This is a genomic window from Arthrobacter zhaoguopingii (assembly GCF_009828605.1).
GTDB lineage: Bacteria > Actinomycetota > Actinomycetes > Actinomycetales > Micrococcaceae > Arthrobacter_D > Arthrobacter_D zhaoguopingii.
The window spans coordinates 1-19,179 of the sequence record NZ_WIAE01000009.1; the positions used below are offsets into that span (position 1 = coordinate 1).

17 protein-coding genes are annotated in these 19,179 nt (G+C 70.5%); 5 read left to right on the forward strand and 12 right to left on the reverse strand.

Annotated features, from left to right (window positions below; translation table 11 throughout):
• From GVV77_RS12620 to GVV77_RS12630, 3 genes are all read right to left on the reverse strand, one after another.
• Positions 1-563: aconitase family protein (locus tag GVV77_RS12620; RefSeq protein WP_246199799.1), on the reverse strand; the 563-nt coding region annotated here is incomplete at its 3' end.
• Positions 564-644: 81 nt separating this feature from the next.
• Positions 645-1,961, reverse strand: a complete 1,317-nt coding sequence (locus GVV77_RS12625; RefSeq protein ID WP_159618901.1) for a class I SAM-dependent RNA methyltransferase — start codon at positions 1,959-1,961, stop codon at positions 645-647.
• A 9-nt stretch (positions 1,962-1,970) separates the two neighbouring features.
• The gene (locus GVV77_RS12630; RefSeq protein WP_246199800.1) at positions 1,971-3,941 is read right to left on the reverse strand and encodes an APC family permease; all 1,971 of its coding nucleotides are present in this window, start codon (positions 3,939-3,941) and stop codon (positions 1,971-1,973) included.
• Positions 3,942-4,146: 205 nt separating this feature from the next.
• Here GVV77_RS12630 and GVV77_RS12635 point away from each other — a divergent pair, with 205 nt between their 5' ends.
• The gene (locus GVV77_RS12635; RefSeq protein WP_159618904.1) at positions 4,147-4,821 is read left to right on the forward strand and encodes a potassium channel family protein; all 675 of its coding nucleotides are present in this window, start codon (positions 4,147-4,149) and stop codon (positions 4,819-4,821) included.
• Entirely contained in the window at positions 4,818-5,507 is a 690-nt protein-coding gene (locus GVV77_RS12640) for a potassium channel family protein (RefSeq protein ID WP_159618906.1), read from the forward strand. Before GVV77_RS12635 ends, GVV77_RS12640 begins: the two co-directional genes overlap by 4 nt.
• 42 nt (positions 5,508-5,549) lie before the next feature.
• Here the strand turns inward: GVV77_RS12640 and GVV77_RS12645 are convergent, their stop codons facing one another.
• From GVV77_RS12645 to dut, 4 genes are all read right to left on the reverse strand, one after another.
• Positions 5,550-6,299, reverse strand: coding sequence for a DUF3159 domain-containing protein (locus GVV77_RS12645; RefSeq protein ID WP_159618908.1), 750 nt, complete (start codon positions 6,297-6,299; stop codon positions 5,550-5,552).
• Positions 6,300-6,620 (reverse strand): single stranded DNA-binding domain-containing protein, encoded by a 321-nt coding sequence (locus tag GVV77_RS12650; protein WP_159618910.1) that lies wholly within the window; start codon positions 6,618-6,620, stop codon positions 6,300-6,302.
• Positions 6,613-7,371 (reverse strand): DUF3710 domain-containing protein, encoded by a 759-nt coding sequence (locus GVV77_RS12655; protein WP_159618912.1) that lies wholly within the window; start codon positions 7,369-7,371, stop codon positions 6,613-6,615. The genes GVV77_RS12650 and GVV77_RS12655 overlap by 8 nt, the downstream gene beginning before the upstream one ends.
• A 79-nt stretch (positions 7,372-7,450) precedes the next feature.
• Complete coding sequence (gene dut, locus GVV77_RS12660; RefSeq protein ID WP_281350592.1) at positions 7,451-7,945, reverse strand: dUTP diphosphatase; 495 nt, start codon at positions 7,943-7,945, stop codon at positions 7,451-7,453.
• Positions 7,946-8,233: 288 nt separating this feature from the next.
• Here dut and GVV77_RS12665 point away from each other — a divergent pair, with 288 nt between their 5' ends.
• The gene (locus tag GVV77_RS12665) at positions 8,234-8,698 is read left to right on the forward strand and encodes a DUF3093 domain-containing protein (RefSeq protein WP_159618914.1); all 465 of its coding nucleotides are present in this window, start codon (positions 8,234-8,236) and stop codon (positions 8,696-8,698) included.
• A 6-nt stretch (positions 8,699-8,704) separates the two neighbouring features.
• Here the strand turns inward: GVV77_RS12665 and GVV77_RS12670 are convergent, their stop codons facing one another.
• Entirely contained in the window at positions 8,705-9,004 is a 300-nt protein-coding gene (locus GVV77_RS12670; RefSeq protein ID WP_159618916.1) for a DUF4193 domain-containing protein, read from the reverse strand.
• A 316-nt stretch (positions 9,005-9,320) separates the two neighbouring features.
• On the opposite strand from GVV77_RS12670, the gene sepH reads away from it, so the two are divergent.
• Entirely contained in the window at positions 9,321-10,583 is a 1,263-nt protein-coding gene (sepH, locus tag GVV77_RS12675) for a septation protein SepH (RefSeq protein WP_159618918.1), read from the forward strand.
• Positions 10,584-10,756: 173 nt separating this feature from the next.
• Here the strand turns inward: sepH and GVV77_RS12680 are convergent, their stop codons facing one another.
• The 4 genes from GVV77_RS12680 to GVV77_RS12695 form a co-directional block, all read right to left on the reverse strand.
• Complete coding sequence (locus GVV77_RS12680) at positions 10,757-11,479, reverse strand: thymidine kinase (protein WP_159618920.1); 723 nt, start codon at positions 11,477-11,479, stop codon at positions 10,757-10,759.
• Positions 11,472-12,704: an alkaline phosphatase family protein gene (locus GVV77_RS12685; protein WP_159618922.1), complete on the reverse strand. Its 1,233-nt coding sequence runs from the start codon at positions 12,702-12,704 to the stop codon at positions 11,472-11,474. The genes GVV77_RS12680 and GVV77_RS12685 overlap by 8 nt, the downstream gene beginning before the upstream one ends.
• 7 nt (positions 12,705-12,711) lie before the next feature.
• Complete coding sequence (locus GVV77_RS12690; protein WP_159618924.1) at positions 12,712-13,389, reverse strand: DUF5998 family protein; 678 nt, start codon at positions 13,387-13,389, stop codon at positions 12,712-12,714.
• A 64-nt stretch (positions 13,390-13,453) separates the two neighbouring features.
• Positions 13,454-16,183 (reverse strand): bifunctional acetate--CoA ligase family protein/GNAT family N-acetyltransferase, encoded by a 2,730-nt coding sequence (locus GVV77_RS12695; RefSeq protein ID WP_159618926.1) that lies wholly within the window; start codon positions 16,181-16,183, stop codon positions 13,454-13,456.
• Between the two features lie 97 nt (positions 16,184-16,280).
• On the opposite strand from GVV77_RS12695, the gene GVV77_RS12700 reads away from it, so the two are divergent.
• Positions 16,281-18,794 (forward strand): DNA gyrase/topoisomerase IV subunit A, encoded by a 2,514-nt coding sequence (locus GVV77_RS12700; RefSeq protein WP_159618928.1) that lies wholly within the window; start codon positions 16,281-16,283, stop codon positions 18,792-18,794.
• Positions 18,795-19,179 lie beyond the last annotated feature (385 nt).

Below are 19,179 nucleotides of genomic sequence, written 5' to 3' on the forward strand. Positions count from 1 at the left end.
ACCGTGCGGGCCAGGTACTCAAGGTTCACCTGGTGCACAATGCCCATCCCCGGGGGCACCACCTTGAAATCATCAAACGCGGTCTGGCCCCAGCGCAGGAACTGATACCGCTCCCCATTACGCTGATACTCGATCTCCATGTTGCGCTCCAGCGCCCCGGCATTGCCGAACACATCGATCTGCACCGAATGATCAATCACCATCTCCGCCGGCGCCAACGGATTCACCTTCTTCGGATCCCCGCCAAGCTCGGCCACCGCCTCACGCATCGTGGCCAGGTCCACCACGCACGGCACCCCGGTGAAGTCCTGCATGATCACCCTCGCCGGAGTGAACTGGATCTCCGTATCCGGCTCCGCCTCAGGATTCCACCCGGCCAGGGCCCGCACATGATCGGCGGTGATATTGGCCCCGTCCTCGGTCCGCAGCAGATTCTCCAACAACACCTTCAGGCTGAACGGCAGCCGCTCCGCACCCTCCACCGCCCCCAACCGGAAAATCTCATACGACGTACCGGCGACATCGAGCACACCCCTTGAACCAAAGCTGTTGGCAACGCCCATGGCCGAGTCCTTCCACCGCTGGAGGAGTCCGGGGCGGGGTCCGCGTCCGGAACCGATGCCTCAGATTCTAGCCTCGGGTTCTCACGACGCACCCCGTGGCGGGGAAAGCAGTGCGAATGATTCCATGTGGTGCGTGTGGGGGTACAGGTCGAAGACCCGCAGCGTGTCGAGGGTCCACCCGCGGGCCTGGAAGAGGCCGAGGTCGCGGGCGAAGGAGGCGGGGTCGCAGGAAACGTACCCGACCCGCCGCGGGGCGGCGTCGAGGATCTGCCCGACGACCTTCTTGCCGGCGCCGGCCCGCGGCGGGTCGAGGAGCACGACGTCGAGCGGGCCGTCGTGGGAGGAAAGCACCTTGTCCACGCGGCCCTGGACGATGCTCACCTGGTCCTGGCCGTGAAGGTTGCGGCGGGCGTCCCGGCTGGTGCCGGCCGAGCCTTCGACGGACAGCACCGACCCTTTGGCGCCGACGGCGGAGGCGAGCGGCACGGTGAACAGCCCGGCCCCGGCGTAGAGGTCGGCGGCGTGCTCGCCCTCGGCGACCTGCAGCCCCTCCAGCACGGCGCCGGTCAGGACCTCGGGCCCCTTGCGGTGGATCTGCCAGAACCCGGCCCCGGTGACGCGGTAGGCGTGCGGACCGACCTGCTCCTGCAGCCAGGTCCGGCCCTTGAGGCGGTGCACGGTCCCGGTCGCGGCGTCGAGGACCGCCACCGACGCCCCTGAAATCTGGGCCGCGATGGCCCCGGCCCGGCGCGGCGCCGTGCCCTCCGCCGGGATGAGCAGCACGAGGGGATCCCCGCCGCCGGAGCCGACGGCGACGTCGACGCGCTGCATCCCCGAAAAGTCCAGGTCCCACAGCCGCAGGGCGTTCACCGCGTCGACGGCCAGCGGCATCTCCGTGACCGGAACCAGCGCGTCCGAGCGGTGCACGTGCATGGCAAGCCGCCCGTTGCCGGTGACGGCGAAGGCCGCCCGGGTGCGCCAGCCGAGCCCGTCGGGGGTTTCCCCGGGCGCGGCCTCGACGGTGACGTCCCGCTCGGTGCGGGCGATCCGGGTCAGCTGCTCGGCGAAAATCTGCGCCTTGACCCGGCGCTGCTCCTCGAGCCGGATGTGGCCGAACTCGGCTCCCCCAACCGGCGCGGTGCCCTGTGCGGCGGCGGCCAGCGCGTCGGCCTGCGGCCACGGGTGGGTCACCCGGTGGGGTGAGGCCTCGAGGACCTCCACCGTGTCACCGCGCCAGAAGCTCGCGTCCGGCTCCTGCTCGGTGAGGCGGACCCGCACCCTCTCCCCCTGAAGGGCGTGCCGCACGAACACGACCCGCCCTTCATGCCGGGCGACGGTGTGCCCGCCGTGGGCCGGGCGCTCGATGGTCAGCTCGACGACTGTCGATTCGTTTGTCACTTGCTCACTTCAGATCTTGGTTTCTTGGTCGGCCCTGGCGGATGCCAGCTGCCAGGGGACGCTGGCCACCATCACCCCGGGGACGAAGTGGAGGCGGGCCTTGATGCGCAGGGCTGTCTGGTTGTGCACGAGCTGCTCCCACCACTTCCCCACCACATACTCCGGGATGTACACCACGATCAGGTCTCGGGGCGATTCGCTGCGGATGGTGGCGATGTAGTCGAGGATCGGGGTGATGGTGTCCCGGTACGGTGCGGCGAGCACGGTGATCGGGACGGGCAGCTCCAGTCTTTCCCAGTCCTCAAGCGTACGCCGGGTCTGCTCGGCGTCCACATCGACAATGATGGCCTCGAGCCGTGAGGGCCGCGATGCGCGGGCGAAGGCCAGCGCCCGCAGCACCGGCTTGCGCACGTGCGAGACGAGCAGGACGGCGTGGACCCGGGCCGGCAGGGCGCGCAGGTTGTCGGCGTCGTCAATGGCCAGCTCCGACGCCACGCTGTCGTAGTGGCTCTTGATGCTGCGCATGATCGCGAAGAGCACGGCCATGGCGAGGACTGCGATCCAGGCGCCGTATTCGAACTTGGTCACGAGGATCACCACGAGCACCGCCGCGGTCAGGATGAATCCGGCGGTGTTGATCGCCCGGGACTTGCGCATGCGCCACCGGGCCTGCCGGTCGGCGGTGCTGCGCAGCTCGCGGGTCCAGTGGGTGATCAGCCCGAGCTGGCTGGCGGTGAAGGAGACGAACACCCCGACGATGTAGAGCTGGACGAGCTGGGTGACGTCGGCGCCGAAGAGCAGGATCAGGGCGGCCGCGCCGAGGCCCAGCGCGAGGATGCCGTTGCTGTAGGTGAGCCGGTCCCCGCGGGTCCTCAGCTGGCGCGGCAGGTAGCCGTCGCCGGCGAGCCGGGAGGCGAGCAGGGGGAACCCGTTGAAGGCGGCGTGCCCGGCCAGCAGGAGCACAAGCACCGTGGCGCCCACGACAAGGAAGAACGGAAGCGTCGCATCGTTGAAGACCGCCGCTGCCAGCTGGCTGAGCACCGGACTCTGGAGGTAGTTCTCCCCGACCGGGAGGCCGTCGATGAGCAGCTGGTTCGCGGGATCAAGCACCACGCGGACCTTCGCGGCGTTGGCCAGGTAGATCACCCCGGCCATCATCAGGGACGCCACGGCCGCCAGGACCACCAGGGTGGTGGCGGCGTTGCGTGCCCGCGGCGCCTCAAAGCTGGGCACGTTGGCGGCCGGGGCCTCGATGCCGGTCAGCGCCGCCGCGCCGGCGGAGAACGCGCGCAGGATCAGCAGCGCGCCCCCAAGCCCCACCAGCCCGGCGTCGAAGGCGGCGTCGGGCACAATTTCAAAGCCTGCGCTCGGGGCCTCGCGGAGGGTCCCGGCCGCGCTCTGGAACACGCCCACGGCGCACATTCCGAGAACCACCGCGGTGAACAGATAGGTGGGAATGCCGGTGAGGCGTGCCCCGCGCGTCACGCCGCGCAGGTTCAGCAGGACCAGCCCGGCCACCCCGGCGACGGCGAGGCCGGTGCGCATCGGCGCCGCGCCGGGTGCCAGTTCGACGGCGTACTGGGCTGCCGCGGACACCGACACCGCCACGGTCAGCACGTAATCGACCATTAGGGCCGAGGCGACCAGGGCGCCTGCCTGCCCGCCGAAGTTCCGGCGGGCGATTTCATAGTCCCCGCCACCGGTGGGATAGGCGCGCAGGGCCTGGCGGTAGGAGGCGATGACCACCAGCAGGACGGCGATCACGGCGAGGCCCACCCAGGGGGCGAGCACGACGGCGGCCACTCCGGCGAGGGCCAGCGTCAGGATGATCTCATCGGGAGCGTAGGCCACCGAGGACAACGCGTTGGCTGAAAAGGTGGGCATGGCCCAACGCTGGGGCAGGGTCTGGCGCCTGCGCCTGTCACTGCGGAAAGGCTTGCCCACCAGCACCCGCTTGGCGGCCCCGAAGAAAGTCAGCACGGCCCCCAGACTAGCGCGTTTGTGCGCCGCGGAAGCCATTAGGCTGGAGACCTACGGCAGCCGGCGCTGCGGTCTGCGGCTGCGCAAGCCGCCGCCTAAGCACCGGCCGCCGAGCGCCTCCGGACGACGACCGGACACCGACCGGATTGAGCCGGTAAGCAGCCCGGAATGCCGCCGGGCGCAGCAGGAGACAGGGGTGCCCTCGATGGCTCATTTTGTGATCATGGGATGCGGCAGGGTGGGGGTCAGCCTCGCCCACACACTCGACGAGTCGGGCCACAGCGTGGCGATTATCGATCAGGACGACCGGGCGTTCCGCCGCCTGCGGTCCTCCTTCGGCGGCCGGAAGGTCACCGGGGTCGGGTTCGACCGGGACACCCTCAAGCACGCCGACATCGAGAACGCCTACGCCTTCGCGGCCGTCTCCAGCGGAGACAACTCGAACATCCTGGCAACCCGGGTGGCCCGGGAAACCTTCCACGTCCGTCATGTGGTGGCCCGGATCTACGACCCGGGCCGGGCCGAGATCTACCAGCGGCTCGGCATCCCCACGGTGGCGGCCGTCCGCTGGAGCGCCGACCAGGTGCTGCGGCGGATCCTGCCGGAGCAGAGCATCGACGGGGACTACCGCGAGACCTCCGGGCGCCTGATCCTGGGTGAACTCTCACTCAATGACGCCTGGCTGGGCCGTCCGCTCAAGGACATCGAGGCCGCCGGCGGGGTGCGCATCGCCTACCTGACGCGGTTCGGGGAGGGAATGCTGCCCACGGATGAGACCAGCTACCAGCAGGGCGACATCGTGCACGCCATGATGAAGACAACCGCGACCGATGAAATAGGGCGGATTCTCGCAAGTCCACCCAAGGAGAATGCCGAATGAGAGTTGTCATTGCCGGAGCAGGGAGCGTCGGGTCCTCGATCGCGCGCGAACTGCTGTCGAACAACCATGAGATCCTCCTGATCGACGAAAAGCCCGAGGTGATCGGGCGCAGCGGGCTCAAGGGCGCCAAGTGGCTCATCGGGGACGCCTGCGAGCTGACGACCCTCAAGGACGCACGGCTCGACGAGGCCGACGTCGTCGTCTCTGCCACCGGGGACGACAAGGTCAACCTCGTGGTGTCGCTGCTGGCCAAGAGCGAATTCGGTGTGGGGCGCACCGTGGGCCGGGTGAACAACCCGAAGAACGATTGGATGTTCGACGATTCGTGGGGTGTCGACGTTGCGGTGAATACGCCGCGCCTGATGACCGCGCTCGTCGAGGAGGCGGTCGAGATCGGCGACCTGGTGCGCCTGCTCACGCTGCAGACCGGGGTCTCCTCAATCCTCGAGTTCACGGTGCCCCAGGATTCTCCATTGGTCGGTCAGCCTCTGAGCTCGGTCGAGCTCCCGCTCGACTGTGCAGTGGTGGCGATCCTGCGCGACGACGTGCCCGTCACGCCGAGCGCTGACGACACCGTGGAGGAGGGCGACGAACTGTTCTTCCTGGCGGCTGTGGCGGCGGAGAACGACCTGCGGAGCGCTCTGGCGGCGCGCAGCCGGCCGGAGGCGGACTCGACCCCGGCCTGACGGGCGGCGCCGGCTCCCGACGTCGGACCTCCGGACGTCCGCCTAGCGGGCGGGCCCGGGCTCCGGGGCGGGGGTTTCGGGTGCGGCGGGCCGCGACACCAGCCACGCCAGCCACAGGCCCAGCGCGTACAGCGGCAGCCCCATCGCGACGCGCAGCGTCCCGAGGGCGGCCACATTGCCGGCCAGGTAAAGCGGCAGCTGGACGGCCAGCCGCAGCGCGAGCACGGAGATGATGATCCACGTCGCCAGCGAGTAGGCCCTCACGCGCAGGGGGTCCTTCCGCCATTCGGTGCCCTCGGACCGGATGAAGCCGAACAGGACGCCTGCGATCGGCCAGCGCACGGCGATGGAGAGGGCCATGGCGGCGATGTACGCGGCGTTGATGTAGAAGCCGGGCAGGAAGAAGTCCTCGGCGTTGCCGGTCCGCAGTGCGACGATGGCGCAGAACGCCACGCCGATGAGCCCCGAGAGGGCCTGGGTGAGGGGCCGGCGGGAGACCAGCCGAACCACCGAGAAGGCCGCGGCGGCGGCGAGGGCGGCCACCAGGGACACCGTCAGGTCCCGCGTGATCGTGAACAGCACGGTGAACACAAGTCCCGGCACGATGCTCTCGGAGAGTCCCTGCACCCCGCCGACGGAGGAGAGGACGTCGATGCTACCGTGGGCCGTGCGCTTCACGCCCGCCCGCGCCGCGTACTGGGACGCAAGGTCCTCCGGCCGTGGCCGGTCCTGTGCGTCGCCGTGCTGGTTTTGGGCGTCGCCGTGCTGGTTCTGCTTCGGGTTCTGGTTCACTCAGGGCTCCTCGGGCCGTCCAATAATTTCATAGCGCGGGTTGTACACGGTCAGCATGCCCTCGACCCGGCTGGCCATGCCTTCGAAGGCGAGTTCGACGCCGGCTTCGATGCCACGCACTTCACGCTGGCCCATCCACACGAGGCGCACGCGGGTCCCGGGCAGGGGCCCGGCGTCGACCCTCACGATGGCGGAGAATCGCGGTGAGGCGTTCTTTGGCTGGTAGGTGACGGAGTCGATCAGCCCGCGACCGCGCAGCCGCCCCCGGGATCCGCGGGCCGCCCCGCCCGCCGGGGGCAGGGACCGGCCGGTGTCAGCCAATCTCGGTGATCTCGGGGCCGCGCTGGGGCGCGGTGAGCCCGGGCCGGACCGGCGTCGACGGGTTCGGGTTGGCGGATGCATCCTTGGGCAGGCGCAGCGGCAGGAGTTCGCGCGGGGGAAGCGGGTGGTCCCCGCGGACGACGACGACGTTGCGGAAGAGCGCCTCCACCGGCGCGGCCGCGGCCGCGTTGAGCGCCGCCGGTCCGCCGAAGACGCCGCGCAGGAACCAGCGCGGCCCGTCCACGCCGACAAACCGGGCCACGCGGACGCCGGAGGTTCCGTCGGGCAGCGGGGCGGGCAGCTGGGCGATCAGTTCGGTGCCGAAGGTGCCCTTCCGTTCCTGCACCGTGCCGCCCTGGGACCCCACCGAGAGGCCGATCTGCTGGCGGATTTCATCCCAGACGCCCTCGGAGCGGGGTGCGGCGAAGGCCTGGAGCTGCAGGGTTGAGCCGCCGAGGTCGAGGGTGACGGCGATGACCCGTTTGGTGCGCTCCTCCACCTCGAGGCGCAGCTGCAGTCCTTCGGCGGCACCGATCTTCAGCGCCCCGAGATCGATGTAGCCCTCGGTTGAGTCCTTCTCGGCCGAATCGAAGGGACCGGATTCACGCCGCTGTGCCTCGAGGGTCGCCTCCGCCGGCTCCGGGGTCTCGGCGGCTTCCGCCTCGGTTCCGCCGGTGTCCGCGGCGTCGGTGCCCTGGGGCTCCGGCGAGCCGTCGTCCTGCTTTTTCTTCTTCAGGCGCCCAAAAACCATTTGTGGGTTCCTCTCCTCGATCTGTCGACGTGGTGTTCGGTTCCGGACGGCGAAGCGCCCGGTCTGCTGTGGGGGCGGCTCAGCCGCCGGTGGCGGGGTTGTGCGCCTCCGGCACGGGGGTGAAGCCACCGGTGGAGCCGAAGCCGCCTGCGCCGCGTACCGATTCGGGCAGTTCCTGGACCTGCACGAAGGACGCCTGCTCGACCCGCTGGATCACGAGCTGCGCCACCCGGTCGCCGCGCGCCAGGTGCACTGTTTCGGAGCGGTCGGTGTTCAGCAGGATGACCTGGACCTCACCGCGGTAGCCGGCATCGATGGTGCCGGGGGCGTTGACGACAGACAGGCCGTGCCGGGCCGCCAGTCCGGAGCGGGGGTGGACGAAGCCTGCGTAGCCGGCGGGCAGGGCAACGGACACCCCGGTGGGCACCAGCCGGCGTTCCCCCGGCGCGAGCGATACGTCGATGCGGCTGCGCAGGTCCGCGCCGGCGTCCCCCGGCTGGGCGTACGCGGGCGGTTCGAGGGCGTCGTCGAGCATCACGATCTGCACCTGCAGGTCCTGCTGCGGGTCTGGCACGGGTTTCTCCAACCTCTGGTGTGCACCGGCGCCGGCAACGCCGGAACCGGTGGGACGTTCGGTGAACTTGGGTGTTCGGTGGTCCTGAACTGATGGTGTTTCTATCGCTGCGGTGGTCCTGGCGGGGGTGCCGCGGGTGGACTCCGCGGCGGGCAGGGCGGGCCGCCATCCCCGCGCTGATCTTCCACCGCTGCTGCTGCCCCAGCACACCACTTTAGCGCCTCGGGCGCGGGGCGAGGGCCCGCTGCCGGGATGAAACCTCAAGGCAAAAGGTGTAAATGTTAGAGCATGTCGAAAGCCGCAGAAGGGTCCGTGGAGGACACTGTCATCTATTCCGAGCGGCTGTGGCCATCAACCTGGGTCTGGCTGCTGGTGCTTGGTGCCGCCGCAGCGTCGATCGTGACCTTTGCCCCCATCGATGTGTTCATCGGATTCGCGGCGGCGGTGGTGATCGCACTGGTCCTGGTGACCCTGCTTGTCCTTTCCACCCCGCGGATCGTGGTCACGCCCACCACCCTCACGGTCGGCCGGGCGACCATCGAGCGCCGCTACCTGGGCGCGGTGTCGGCCTACACCGGCGACGACGCGACCGAGCAGCGCGGTACGGCCCTCAACGGCCTGGCGTACCTCTGCATCCGGGGCTGGATCTCGCCCGTGGTCCGCATCGAAGTCACCGACCCCGAGGACCGCACCCCGTACTGGCTCGCGTCCACCCGCAGGCCCAAGCAGTTCACCGCCGCCCTCGCACGCTGAGCCGGCTCAGCCCTCGCACTCGCTGCAGAACAGCAGACCGTTCTTCTCGCGGGCAATCTGCGAGCGGTGGCGGACCAGGAAGCATGAGGAACAGGTGAACTCGTCGGCCTGCGCGGGCAGGATCTGGACCGTGAGTTCCTCACCCGAGAGGTCGGCCCCGGGAAGCTCGAAGGAATCGGCGGCCTCAACCTCGTCCTCGTCGACCACCGGCGACTGCACGGCGGCGGCCGTGGTGCGCAGCTCCTCGATCGGCTCGGCGGCTGTTGCTTCATCGGTGGTGCTCGACGCGTCGTAGTCGGTCGCCATGGTGGTTCCTTCACGCTCCGGTCTTAGGGGGCAGCGGCCGGGCCCGTCCGGAAAGCCCGGCCCGGCCCCGGTGTGTGGGACTTTTACCAGTGCATTCTGCCCCATCGGGGCCGACCCGGGCCGCTGCCCGGCTCCCGCCGTGTCGACCCGGGTGGCCGCAGTGTCGGCCGGAGCGCCTGCCGGGCAGGGCGGCTGCCGTCCGGCTCGCCGGCCGCCGCCGCCCAAGAAACCGCGCCACACCACGGGGTGTAGTAGGAATGACGGGCATTCAGTGGCAGAGTTTCGACTAGTAATTACTGTCGGCTGGAGGATTTTAATGCAGGAGCTGCGCCTGGTTGGTGTGGATGGCGATCATCTGCTGTTAAGCGGCGACGGAGGAGCCACGTTTCGTCTGCCGATCGACGAAGCTCTTCGAGCGGCAGCGTCCCGGCAGTCGACGCGGGTCGCTCCTGCCGCCCCGCCCTCCCCGACCGCCCGGACCGGCCCATCGGTCCACCTGACACCGCGGGACATCCAGGCCCGCATCCGCAGCGGCGCGACCGCGCAGGGGATCGCCGAGGAATCGGGGCTCGAGCTCTCCCACATCCTGCGGTACGAGGGACCTGTGCGCGCCGAGCGCGACTACATGGCCTACCTCGCCCAGCGCGTCGAGGTGGCAGCCCCCCTTCCCTCCCACGACGGCTACCGCTCCGCCTTCGGCGACAACCCGGCCCAGCTCGGCGAAATGGTTGCGTTCCGGCTCGAGGCCTACGGGGTCGACGCCGCGAACATCGAATGGGATTCCTGGCGGCGCTCCGACGGTGCCTGGACAGTTGTGGCCCGCTTCGACCTTCCCGAAAGCTCGGCCGTGAACGTCGGCGAGGAGCCGCCCGCGCAGTGGACGTTCAACCCCTCCCGCAAGACCGTCGTGAACGCCAACCGGTGGGCGCAGCTGTTGAGCGAACTCGAGCCGCTCGACGGGCCGCTTCCCAACCGCCGGCTTAGCGCCGTCGCCGACCGGGTCTTCGACTTCGAGGCCGAAAAGGCCGAGGAGCCCCCCGTCGAGACGCACGACGACGCGGACGGCCTGCTCGATGTCCTGCGCTCGCGCCGCGGCCAGCGGCTCGGGGCCGATGAGGACAGCGATGACAACCTCGCCGAACTGCTGACCAAGGGAAGCATTCCCGCGGCGCATCCCCGCGACGGCTTTGAAGCCGAGGACGGCTCGCTGCCCCCGGGACTGAGCCTCGCTCCCCCGCCCCGGGAGGGCGGTGAGGACCCCGACCTCCACGCGGACGGCTCGCCCCGGCTTTACCACGGGGTCAGCACCGAGACCCGCGAAATCAGCATTTTCGCCGTGCCGGTCCGCGCCGCCGAGGACGGCGGAGCACCCGCGGACGGCTCCCGGGGCAAGGACCCCGACGCTTCCGGGACACCCGCAGAGGCCGGTCCGGGCGACCGCCGCGAGCAGTCCGGAGACAAGGGCAGGGACACCGGTGCCGAAGCCAAGACCGAGGAACCAGCAGACCGGCGCATCAAGCCCAAGCGCTCAAGCGTGCCCAGCTGGGACCAGATCGTCTTCGGCACCAAGGGCGACTAGCAGTACCCGGCCCGCCTACACCGGCGGGCCGCAAGGGTTAGAGGTTCCCTGGGAGCCCGGAACCACCGGTTCCCCGAGCCTGCGGTTCGCCCGGATCCCCTTGGCTCCTCGGGCCCGCGGTTTCGCAGGGTCCCCCGCTTCCAGAGCCGGCTGATGCGGAGATCCCGCCGGCCTCAGAGCGTCGCCGGCTCCGCCTCCGGGGCCGGCTCGAACGGCAGCGGCAGTTCGTTGCCCACCAGCGCGTTCGAGGCACGCGAAGTCTGCCGGCGCATATGGTGCCTGCGGCACAGCGTCTCGTACTCGGTGACCGGCTCCGCCGCACCGGCGGACCGGGGCGCCTCCCCGGCGCTATCTGGATCGGCCGCCGCCTCGACATCCCCAACCACCATCTGGTCCCCCTCGACGACCATGGTCCCGTCCACGATCCGGGCATTGTGGGTGGCGCGCTTGCCGCACCAGCACAGGGCCTCGACCTGGAGCACCTGGATGCGGTCCGCAAGCTCCACGAGCCGCTGGGAACCAGGAAAGAGCCTCGTGCGGAAATCCGAGGTGATGCCGAAGGCGAAGACGTCGATGTCCATGTCGTCGGCGATGCGTGCCAGCTGGTCAATCTGGCCCGCGGTGTAGAACTGCGCTTCGTCGCAGATGAGGTAGTCAACCCGGGCGCCCTGCGTGAGCCGGCCGGTCACCTCGCTCCAAAAATCGGTGTCGGGGTGCACCTCGACGGCGCGGGTCCGCAGCCCCAGGCGGCTTGAGATCATCGACTCGCCGGCCCGGTCATGGGAGCTGAACAGCACGCCCTTCCGGCCGCGGGCGCGGTGGTTGTGCTCCATTTGCAGGGCCAGTGTCGATTTTCCGGAGTCCATCGTGCCGCAGAAAAAGAGAAGTTCAGCCATGGTTCGGCCTTTCGGGGGTGGGCTTCGTCCCGCGCCGTGCGGGGACCTTCCGGGCGGGTTCGGGCCGGCGCAGCGTCAGCAGCGGCACCTCGCGCTCGACCCGCGTCATTGACCCGTGCTGGCCGATCACCTCGAGGGCGGAGGCGGAGGTGCGCCGGGTGTCGAAGAGGGCGATCGGCTCGCGGGCGGCCACCAGCAGGTCTCCGATCCGCGGCAGCACCGAGGGATCGACCGTGGGTCCGAACAGGCCGGCCTGCACGGCCTCCCCGCGGGTCAGGATCCAGGCCTGGCGCCCGAAGGCCTCCTGCCACGCCGACCGCAGCCGCTCCCGGCCGGCGGCGTCAAGCCCCGGTTCGAAGTAGAGGTGGACCATCCGCGGCTCCCCGGCGGTGTGGGCGATCCCGTCCACGAGGGCGGGCCGGGCCGAGTAGTCGAAGCGCTGGCCCTCGGCGACGTCGACCATCCCGTGGTCGGCGGTCAGCAGCAGCAGGGTGTCCGCCGGCATCTGCCGGGCGAGGGACTTCATGGCCGAGTCGAGGTCCTCAAGCCGGTCCGTCCAGTCCGTCGAGGCGCAGCCGTGGCGGTGGCCGGCCTTGTCCAGGTCGTTGAGGTAGAAGTACATGAGCATGGTGTCGGCGCCGGAGAGCTGCTCGGCGGCGGCGCGCACCCGTGCCTGCAGCGTACCGGCGCCAACGAAGCTCCCGCCGCGCAGCGCCGCGCGGGTCATCGGGGAATCGGCGAACCTGGACTGGCTGACCGTGACGACCGGAATCTCGCGGGCGGCGCGTTCAAACACCGTGGGATGGGGCTGCCAGGTGACCGGGTCGACGCCGCCGTCCCAGTTGCCGAGCATGTTGACCACCTTGTCCTGCGCGGGGTCAAGCACGTCGTAGCCCACCATGCCGTGCAGCCCGGGCGGCAGGCCGGTGCCCAGGCTCGCCAGGGAGGCTGCGGTGGTCGAGGGGAACGCCGACCCGAGGGTGCGGGCACCCTCAAGGTGCGCGCGCAGGAACGGGGCGTGGCCTCCGCGCTTCTTCAGCAGGGACAGCCCCAGACCGTCGACCATCACCACGCAGATCCGCCGGACGGGCGGCAGCCCGAGGGCGTTGCCGAACCCGCCGAGCCCGAGGGCCGCGGCGGCGCTGGTCAGGACTTCCCCGACGGTGCCGGCGCCGTAGGCCGGCGGTGCGGGCAGGGGTTCGAGGTGCGTCGAAAGGCTCGTCACGGACCCTCTACCGCCCGTGGGGAGCCCGGGTGAACCGTCCGGCGAAGCCGGGCTGGCGGCGTCCACCGCCGTCGGAGGTCAGCACGGCGCCGCCTCCCACGGAGCTGGCGGTGTTCACCTTGCGCAGCGCGCGGGCGAAGGACTTGGCATTCTGGACCGCCTGGACGCCGTCGGCCTCGGCGCTGACGCGCAGCACGATGTCCTCCTGGGCGATCGTGCCGGTGTAGCCGTGGTCGGCGTCGCACTGCGGATCCCCGCAGGAGGCCGGACCCATGTCCAGGCGCTGCCCGCCGGACCAGGCAATGGCCAGAGTCATCTCCCGCGCCGGGTCGGAGGGCTTGTAGTCCTGGGGCTGGGCGTAGAGGTAGCTGAGGACGACGGAGCGGATCTGGCTCACGGGAACGGATTCGGTGGAGATCTGGGCGGTGACCTGCTCACCGGCATCGTCGAGCTGCTGGTCATCGACGTGCGTGATGACCAGCATGTCCTCGGTGAGGACGAGCACGGTGATGTGGCGGTGCACCTCGGTGCGCTCGAAGTGGGTTTCAAGGTGCACAACATGGGAGAGCGGCTCCCGGCCGTCGAGCGCATCGTGGACGACGTCGGCGACCAGCCGTGGGTAGAAGCCCGCGCGCTCAAGTGAGGAATCGAGGTCACGACGCTGCGGGGAGAGCGAAAGGGTCATGGTCCCAGTTTCCCCTACCCGCGTCCGCTCTGCCTAACCGCCGGCGGGCGGCGGGTGCATCGGGTCAGTCCCTCATCGCCCGGCGGGCGCTGTCGGTGCGGTGCCGCGGGTTGCCGACGTCGATGGTGGCGCTGAGGATCGCCAGGCCCGAGGTGGCCACCAGCACGGGGTTGAATTCGAGCAGGGCGATCTCGGGGTGGTTGTCCTTGAGCAGGGCCACCCTCGCCACGAGGTCCTCGACGGCGGCGATGTCGGCCGGGGGCAGGCCCTGGTAGCCGAACAGCTTCCGCGACGCCCGCGGTGCCCGGACCAGGTCGGCCACATCGACGGTGGTCAGGGGCGGAACGCCGTGGGCCCAGTCGTCGAGCACGTTCACGGCGTCCCCGGCCAGCCCGAAGGACAGCACGGGGCCCAGCAGCGGGTCCTCGATCGCGCGCAGGGTGCACGCCTGCCCCGAGGGCGCCATCGACTGCACCTCCATGCCGAAGCTTCCGAAGGGGGCGAGCGCCTTCTCCATCGCGACGATATTGGCCCGCAGCGCCTCGGCGTCCTCGATGCCCAGGCGCACCCCGCCTAGGTCGAGGCGGTGTCTCAGGTGCTCGTCGGTGGTCTTCAGCGCCACCGGCCAGCCGAGCCGGTCGGCGGCCTTCACGGCCTCGTCGGCGGAGTCGAACGACGCCGAGGCCAGCACGTCGATCCCGTAGTGGCCGAGGAGCGCCGCACCCTCCTCGGCGCTCAGGCGCGTCAGACCGACGCCGCTGACCCGGCCGAGGATCCCCTCGAGCTGCTCGGCGGCCGCGTCGTCGTCCGTTCCGGGAAGTTCGGCGAACTCGCCGTGGTCCCGGGCGCGCCAGCGGGTGTAGGCGACGACGGCGCCGAGGGCCGCCACCGCGGCCCCCGGGCTGGCGAAGGCCGGAAGCCCGCGCTGCAGCCCAGCTCCCGCCCGTGCCTCATCCGCCGCCGCAATCACCGGGGCTGCCGGGGAGGCGTCCACGAGGCCGTCGAGCTGCGGCTGCGGGTCGAGCACGCCGGCGAAGGATGCGACCACTGGCTTGCCGGCGGCCTCCCCGCAGGCCTGAAGGGCCGCGGAGATGGCCTCTGCGGGCAGGCCCCGGGCCGGAAGCGTGGTGACGATCGCCGCGTGCACGTCCTCCCGCGCCAGCGCCCCGGCCACAGCGGCCTCGAGGGCCGGCAGGGCGGCCGACTGGCCCGCGTCGAGGTCCAGGTCCGCCACGACGGCGGCCACCGCCATGCCCTGGGCGGCCACGGCGTCGGCGAGCACCTTGCCCAGGGCCGCGGAATTCGAAAAGACGGCGATCCCGGGCCCGGCCGGCAGCGGCTGGGAGGCAACGATCGAGGCGACGTCCATGAGCTGCTCGGTGGTTTCCACCCGGATCACCCCGGACTGGCGCAGCATCGCGTCGAGGGCGGCCGGCGGGGCCTGCGTAGTGCGCACCGCGTGACCGGGCGGCAGCTGCAGGCCCGTCACGGGCGACTTCGCGACGATCACCGGCTTGGTCTGCGCGAGCCGCCGGGCGATGCGGGAGAACTTGCGCGGATTGCCGATCGTCTCGAGGTAGAGCGCCACGGCCGACGTGGCGCCGTCGTCCTCCCAGTACTGCATGGCGTCATTGCCGGACACGTCGGCCCGGTTGCCTGCGGAGATGATCGAGGAGACCCCGAGTCCGCGGCGGGCCGCGGCCGAGTACAGCAGCACCCCGAGCCCGGCGGACTGGCTGAACAGGGCGAGGCCCCCGCGCCGGGGCAGGGCCGGCGCCATCGAGGCGTTCAGGCGCACCCCCGGGTCGGTGTTGACGATCCCCAGCGAGGCCGGGCCCACCACCCGCATGCCCTGCGCCCGGGCCCGGGCCACCAGGGCGCGCTGTCGGGCCAGGCCCTCTGCGCCGTCCTCGGCGTACCCGGAGGTGACCACCAGCAGGCCGCGGACGCCGGCGGCGGCGCATTCATCCACCACTCGATCCACCTGGTCCTTCGGCACGGCGATGACGGCCAGGTCCACCGGGCCGGGGACCTCGCGCACCGAGGCGTAGGAGACTCCGCCGCCGAGCTCGAAGGCCTCGGGGTTCACCGCGTACACGGTGCCGGCGAACCCGCCCTCGGTGATGTGCTCAAGGAGGGCGTGGCCGACGCTCCCCCACCGGCGGCTGGCGCCGATCAACGCGACCGAGGTTGGGCTCATCAGTCCCGCCACGCTGCGGGCCTCCGCCCGGTGTTCCCGTGCCTCCATCACGGCGCGGGACTTCCGCGTCGCGTCGATGTCGAAGCGAAGCTCGACGACGCCGTCGTCGAAGTGGCGCTCGACCTCGTAGCCGGCCTCGGCGAAGACGGTGATCATCTTGCGGTTCTCCGGGAGCACCTCGGCCGAGAAGCGCCGGATGCCGTTCTCCCGGGCGGCCGCGGCGAGGTGCTCGAGCAGGATCGAGCCGACCCCGCGGCCCTGGTAGGCGTCCGAAACGTTGAACGCGACCTCCGCCTCGGTGGGGTCGTCCAGCCGGTCGTAGCGGCCGATCCCGATGATGTCCGCGCCCCGGGTGATGACGAAGGCCACCCGGTCGTGGTGGTCCACCTCGGTGAAGCGCTTGAGTTCCTTGGCGCTCAGCGTGGCCTTATAGGTGAAGAACCTCAGGTAGATCGAGTTCTCCGACTGCCGGCTGTGGAAGGCCTGGACGGCGTCCGCATCCGAGGGCGCAATGGGCCGCAGGTGGCCCGTCCCGCCGTCACGCAGCACGACATCGGCTTCCCAATATTCGGGGTAATGTCCGTCGGCCACCATAGACTCAGCGTAGTGGGCAACGTCGGCGCGCGTCTGTAGCGCGTCCGGGCCCGCCAACGAAATGCCCGCAGATCCAAGTTGAGGAACCCCCACCGCTATGGCCAGGCGCCAAAAAACAGCTCCGCCCGAAGACTTCACCGAGAACATCATCGACATCGATGTCGAGTCCGAAATGCAGGACTCGTTCCTCGAGTACGCCTATTCGGTGATCTACTCGCGCGCGCTCCCCGACGCCCGAGACGGCCTGAAGCCGGTGCAGCGGCGCATCCTGTACATGATGACCGACATGGGCCTGCGCCCGGACCGCGGCCACGTGAAATCCGCCCGCGTCGTCGGGGAGGTCATGGGCAAGCTGCACCCGCACGGCGACGCCGCCATCTACGACGCGATGGTCCGCATGGCCCAGGACTTCTCCCTGCGCCTTCCCCTGATCGACGGCCACGGCAACTTCGGCTCCCTCGACGACGGCCCCGCCGCCCCCCGGTACACCGAGGCCCGGCTCGCCGCCCCGGCCCTGAGCCTCACCGACCACCTCGACGAGGACGTCGTCGACTTCGTGCCGAACTACGACAACCAGCTGATGCAGCCGGAGGTCCTGCCGGCGGCGTTCCCGAACCTGCTCGTCAACGGCGCCAGCGGCATCGCCGTCGGCATGGCCACCAACATGGCCCCGCACAACCTCGGCGAGGTCATCGCCGCGGCCCGCCACCTGATCGCCCACCCCGACGCCGGGCTCGACGACGTGATGCGCTTCATCCCCGGGCCCGACCTGCCCAGCGGCGGCAAGATCGTGGGCCTGGCGGGGGTCCGCGACGCGTACGCCACCGGGCGGGGTTCCTTCAAGACGCGGGCGAAGGTGGAGATCGAGCAGCTCTCGGCCCGCCGCACCGGCCTGGTCGTCACCGAACTGCCCTACACCGTGGGCCCGGAGAAGGTCATCGAGCGGATCAAGGACGCGGTAACGTCCAAGAAGCTCCAGGGCATTTCCGACATCGTCGACCTGACCGACCGGATGCACGGGCTGCGCCTGGTCATTGAACTGAAGAACGGCTTCAACCCCAACGCCGTCCTCGCCCAGCTCTACCGGCACACGCCGATGGAGGATTCCTTCGGGATCAACAATGTGGCTCTGGTGGACGGCCAGCCCCGCACCCTGGGGCTGCTCGAACTCCTCCAGGTGTATGTCGACCACCGGATCCTCGTCGTCCGCCGGCGCACCGCCTACCGGCTGGGCCGCAAGAAGGACAGCCTGCACCTGGTCGAGGGCCTGCTGATCGCGATCGTCGACATCGACGAGGTCATCCAGATCATCCGGTCCTCCGACGAGGCCGCCGCCGCGCGCGAGCGCCTGATGTCGATCTACGACCTCTCCGAGATCCAGGCGAACCACATCCTCGAACTGCGGCTGCGCCAGCTCACCAAGTACTCGCGCATCGAACTGGAGAAGGAGCAGGACCAGCTGCGCCGCGAAATCGAGGAACTCGAGCGGATCCTTGGCTCCGAGGAGCTCCTGCGCACCCTCGTCTCCGACGAGCTCGGCACCATCTCCGAGAAGTTCGCCACCCCGCGGCGCACCGTCCTGCTGGAGTCGGAGGCGGCGGCCCCCCTGAAGGGCTCGGCGCTGCCCGAAACTGCGGGCAAGGGCGCGAAGGCGGTGCTGCCGCTGGAGATCTCCGACGATCCGGTCTGGGCGGTGCTCTCGGCGTCGGGCCAGATCGCCCGGACCGCCGACCGTGAACCGCTCGTGGACGGTCAGCGGATCAAGCACGACGCCTTCCGCTCCATCGTGCCTACGACGGCGCGGGCCGAGATCGCCGCGGTCACCTCCAGCGGACGCATGATCCGGCTGCAGGTCATGGACATGCCGGCCCTGCCGCCCAGCGCAGGAGTGCCCAACCTTGCCGGCGGCGTGCCCGCGAAGGAGTTCATCACCCTGGAGCGCGGTGAGACCCTCGTCGGTCTGGCGCCGCTGAACACCGTGCTGGCGCTCGGCACGGCCCAGGGTGTGGTGAAGCGGGTGAGCCCCGAGTACCCGCTGAACCGGGACGACTGGGAGATCATCGCACTGAAACCGAAGGACGCCGTGGTGGGCATCGCCCCCGCCGGCGACGACGACCAGCTGGTCTTCATCACCCGGCAGGCCCAGCTGCTGCGCTTTGCGGGCTCCGCGGTGCGCCCGCAGGGCAGGACCGCCGGCGGCATGAGCGGCATCAAGCTCGCCGCGGGTGACTCCGTGCTGTCCTTCAGCGTGGTCGCTGCGGCCGACCCGACCGCCGTCGTGGTCACCGTCGCCATCTCCAGCGGCGCCCTCCCCGGCACCTCCCCCGGATCGGTCAAGGTGACCGACTTCGCCGAGTACCCCGCGAAGGGCCGGTCGACCGGCGGCGTGCGGGCCCACCGCTTCCTCAGCGGCGAGGACGGCCTGGCGCTGGCGTGGGCCGGGCACGGACCGGCGAAGGCTGCGTCCTCCACGGGTGTGGCCCGGGCCCTGCCGACCGAGCACGGCCGGCGTGATGGGTCGGGGATCGCCCTGACCCAGCAGATCGACGTCGTCGGTCCGGCGCTGTCCTGGCCGGCGGCGGAGGACGGCGGGCCGGCCGCTCCGGCTTAGCCCTGCCGGGGTGCCGGCCAGCGGCAGGGCTGCTCCTGCAGCGGCCAGCGGGCCCGTTAGCGACGAACGCACTCAAGAGCGACAAACGCACCCGAGCTTTCGGGTGCGTTTGTCGTTTCCGGGTGCAGCGCGGACCAGGATGCGACTAGCGCACCCAAATGCGACCGCCGAACCGGAAATATCAGGCGCGCCAGTCGTTTCCGGGGGCGTCTGTCGTGATTGGGTGCGGTGCCCTAACGAAGCCCTCGGTGGCGTGGACGCGGCACTCATCGGCTGCGGGCGAACCAGAATGCGACCAGCGCCCCCGAAAGCGACCACCGATCCGGAAATATCAGGCGAGCCAGTCGTTTTCGGGGGCGCCAGTCGTTTTCGGGGGCACCGGCCG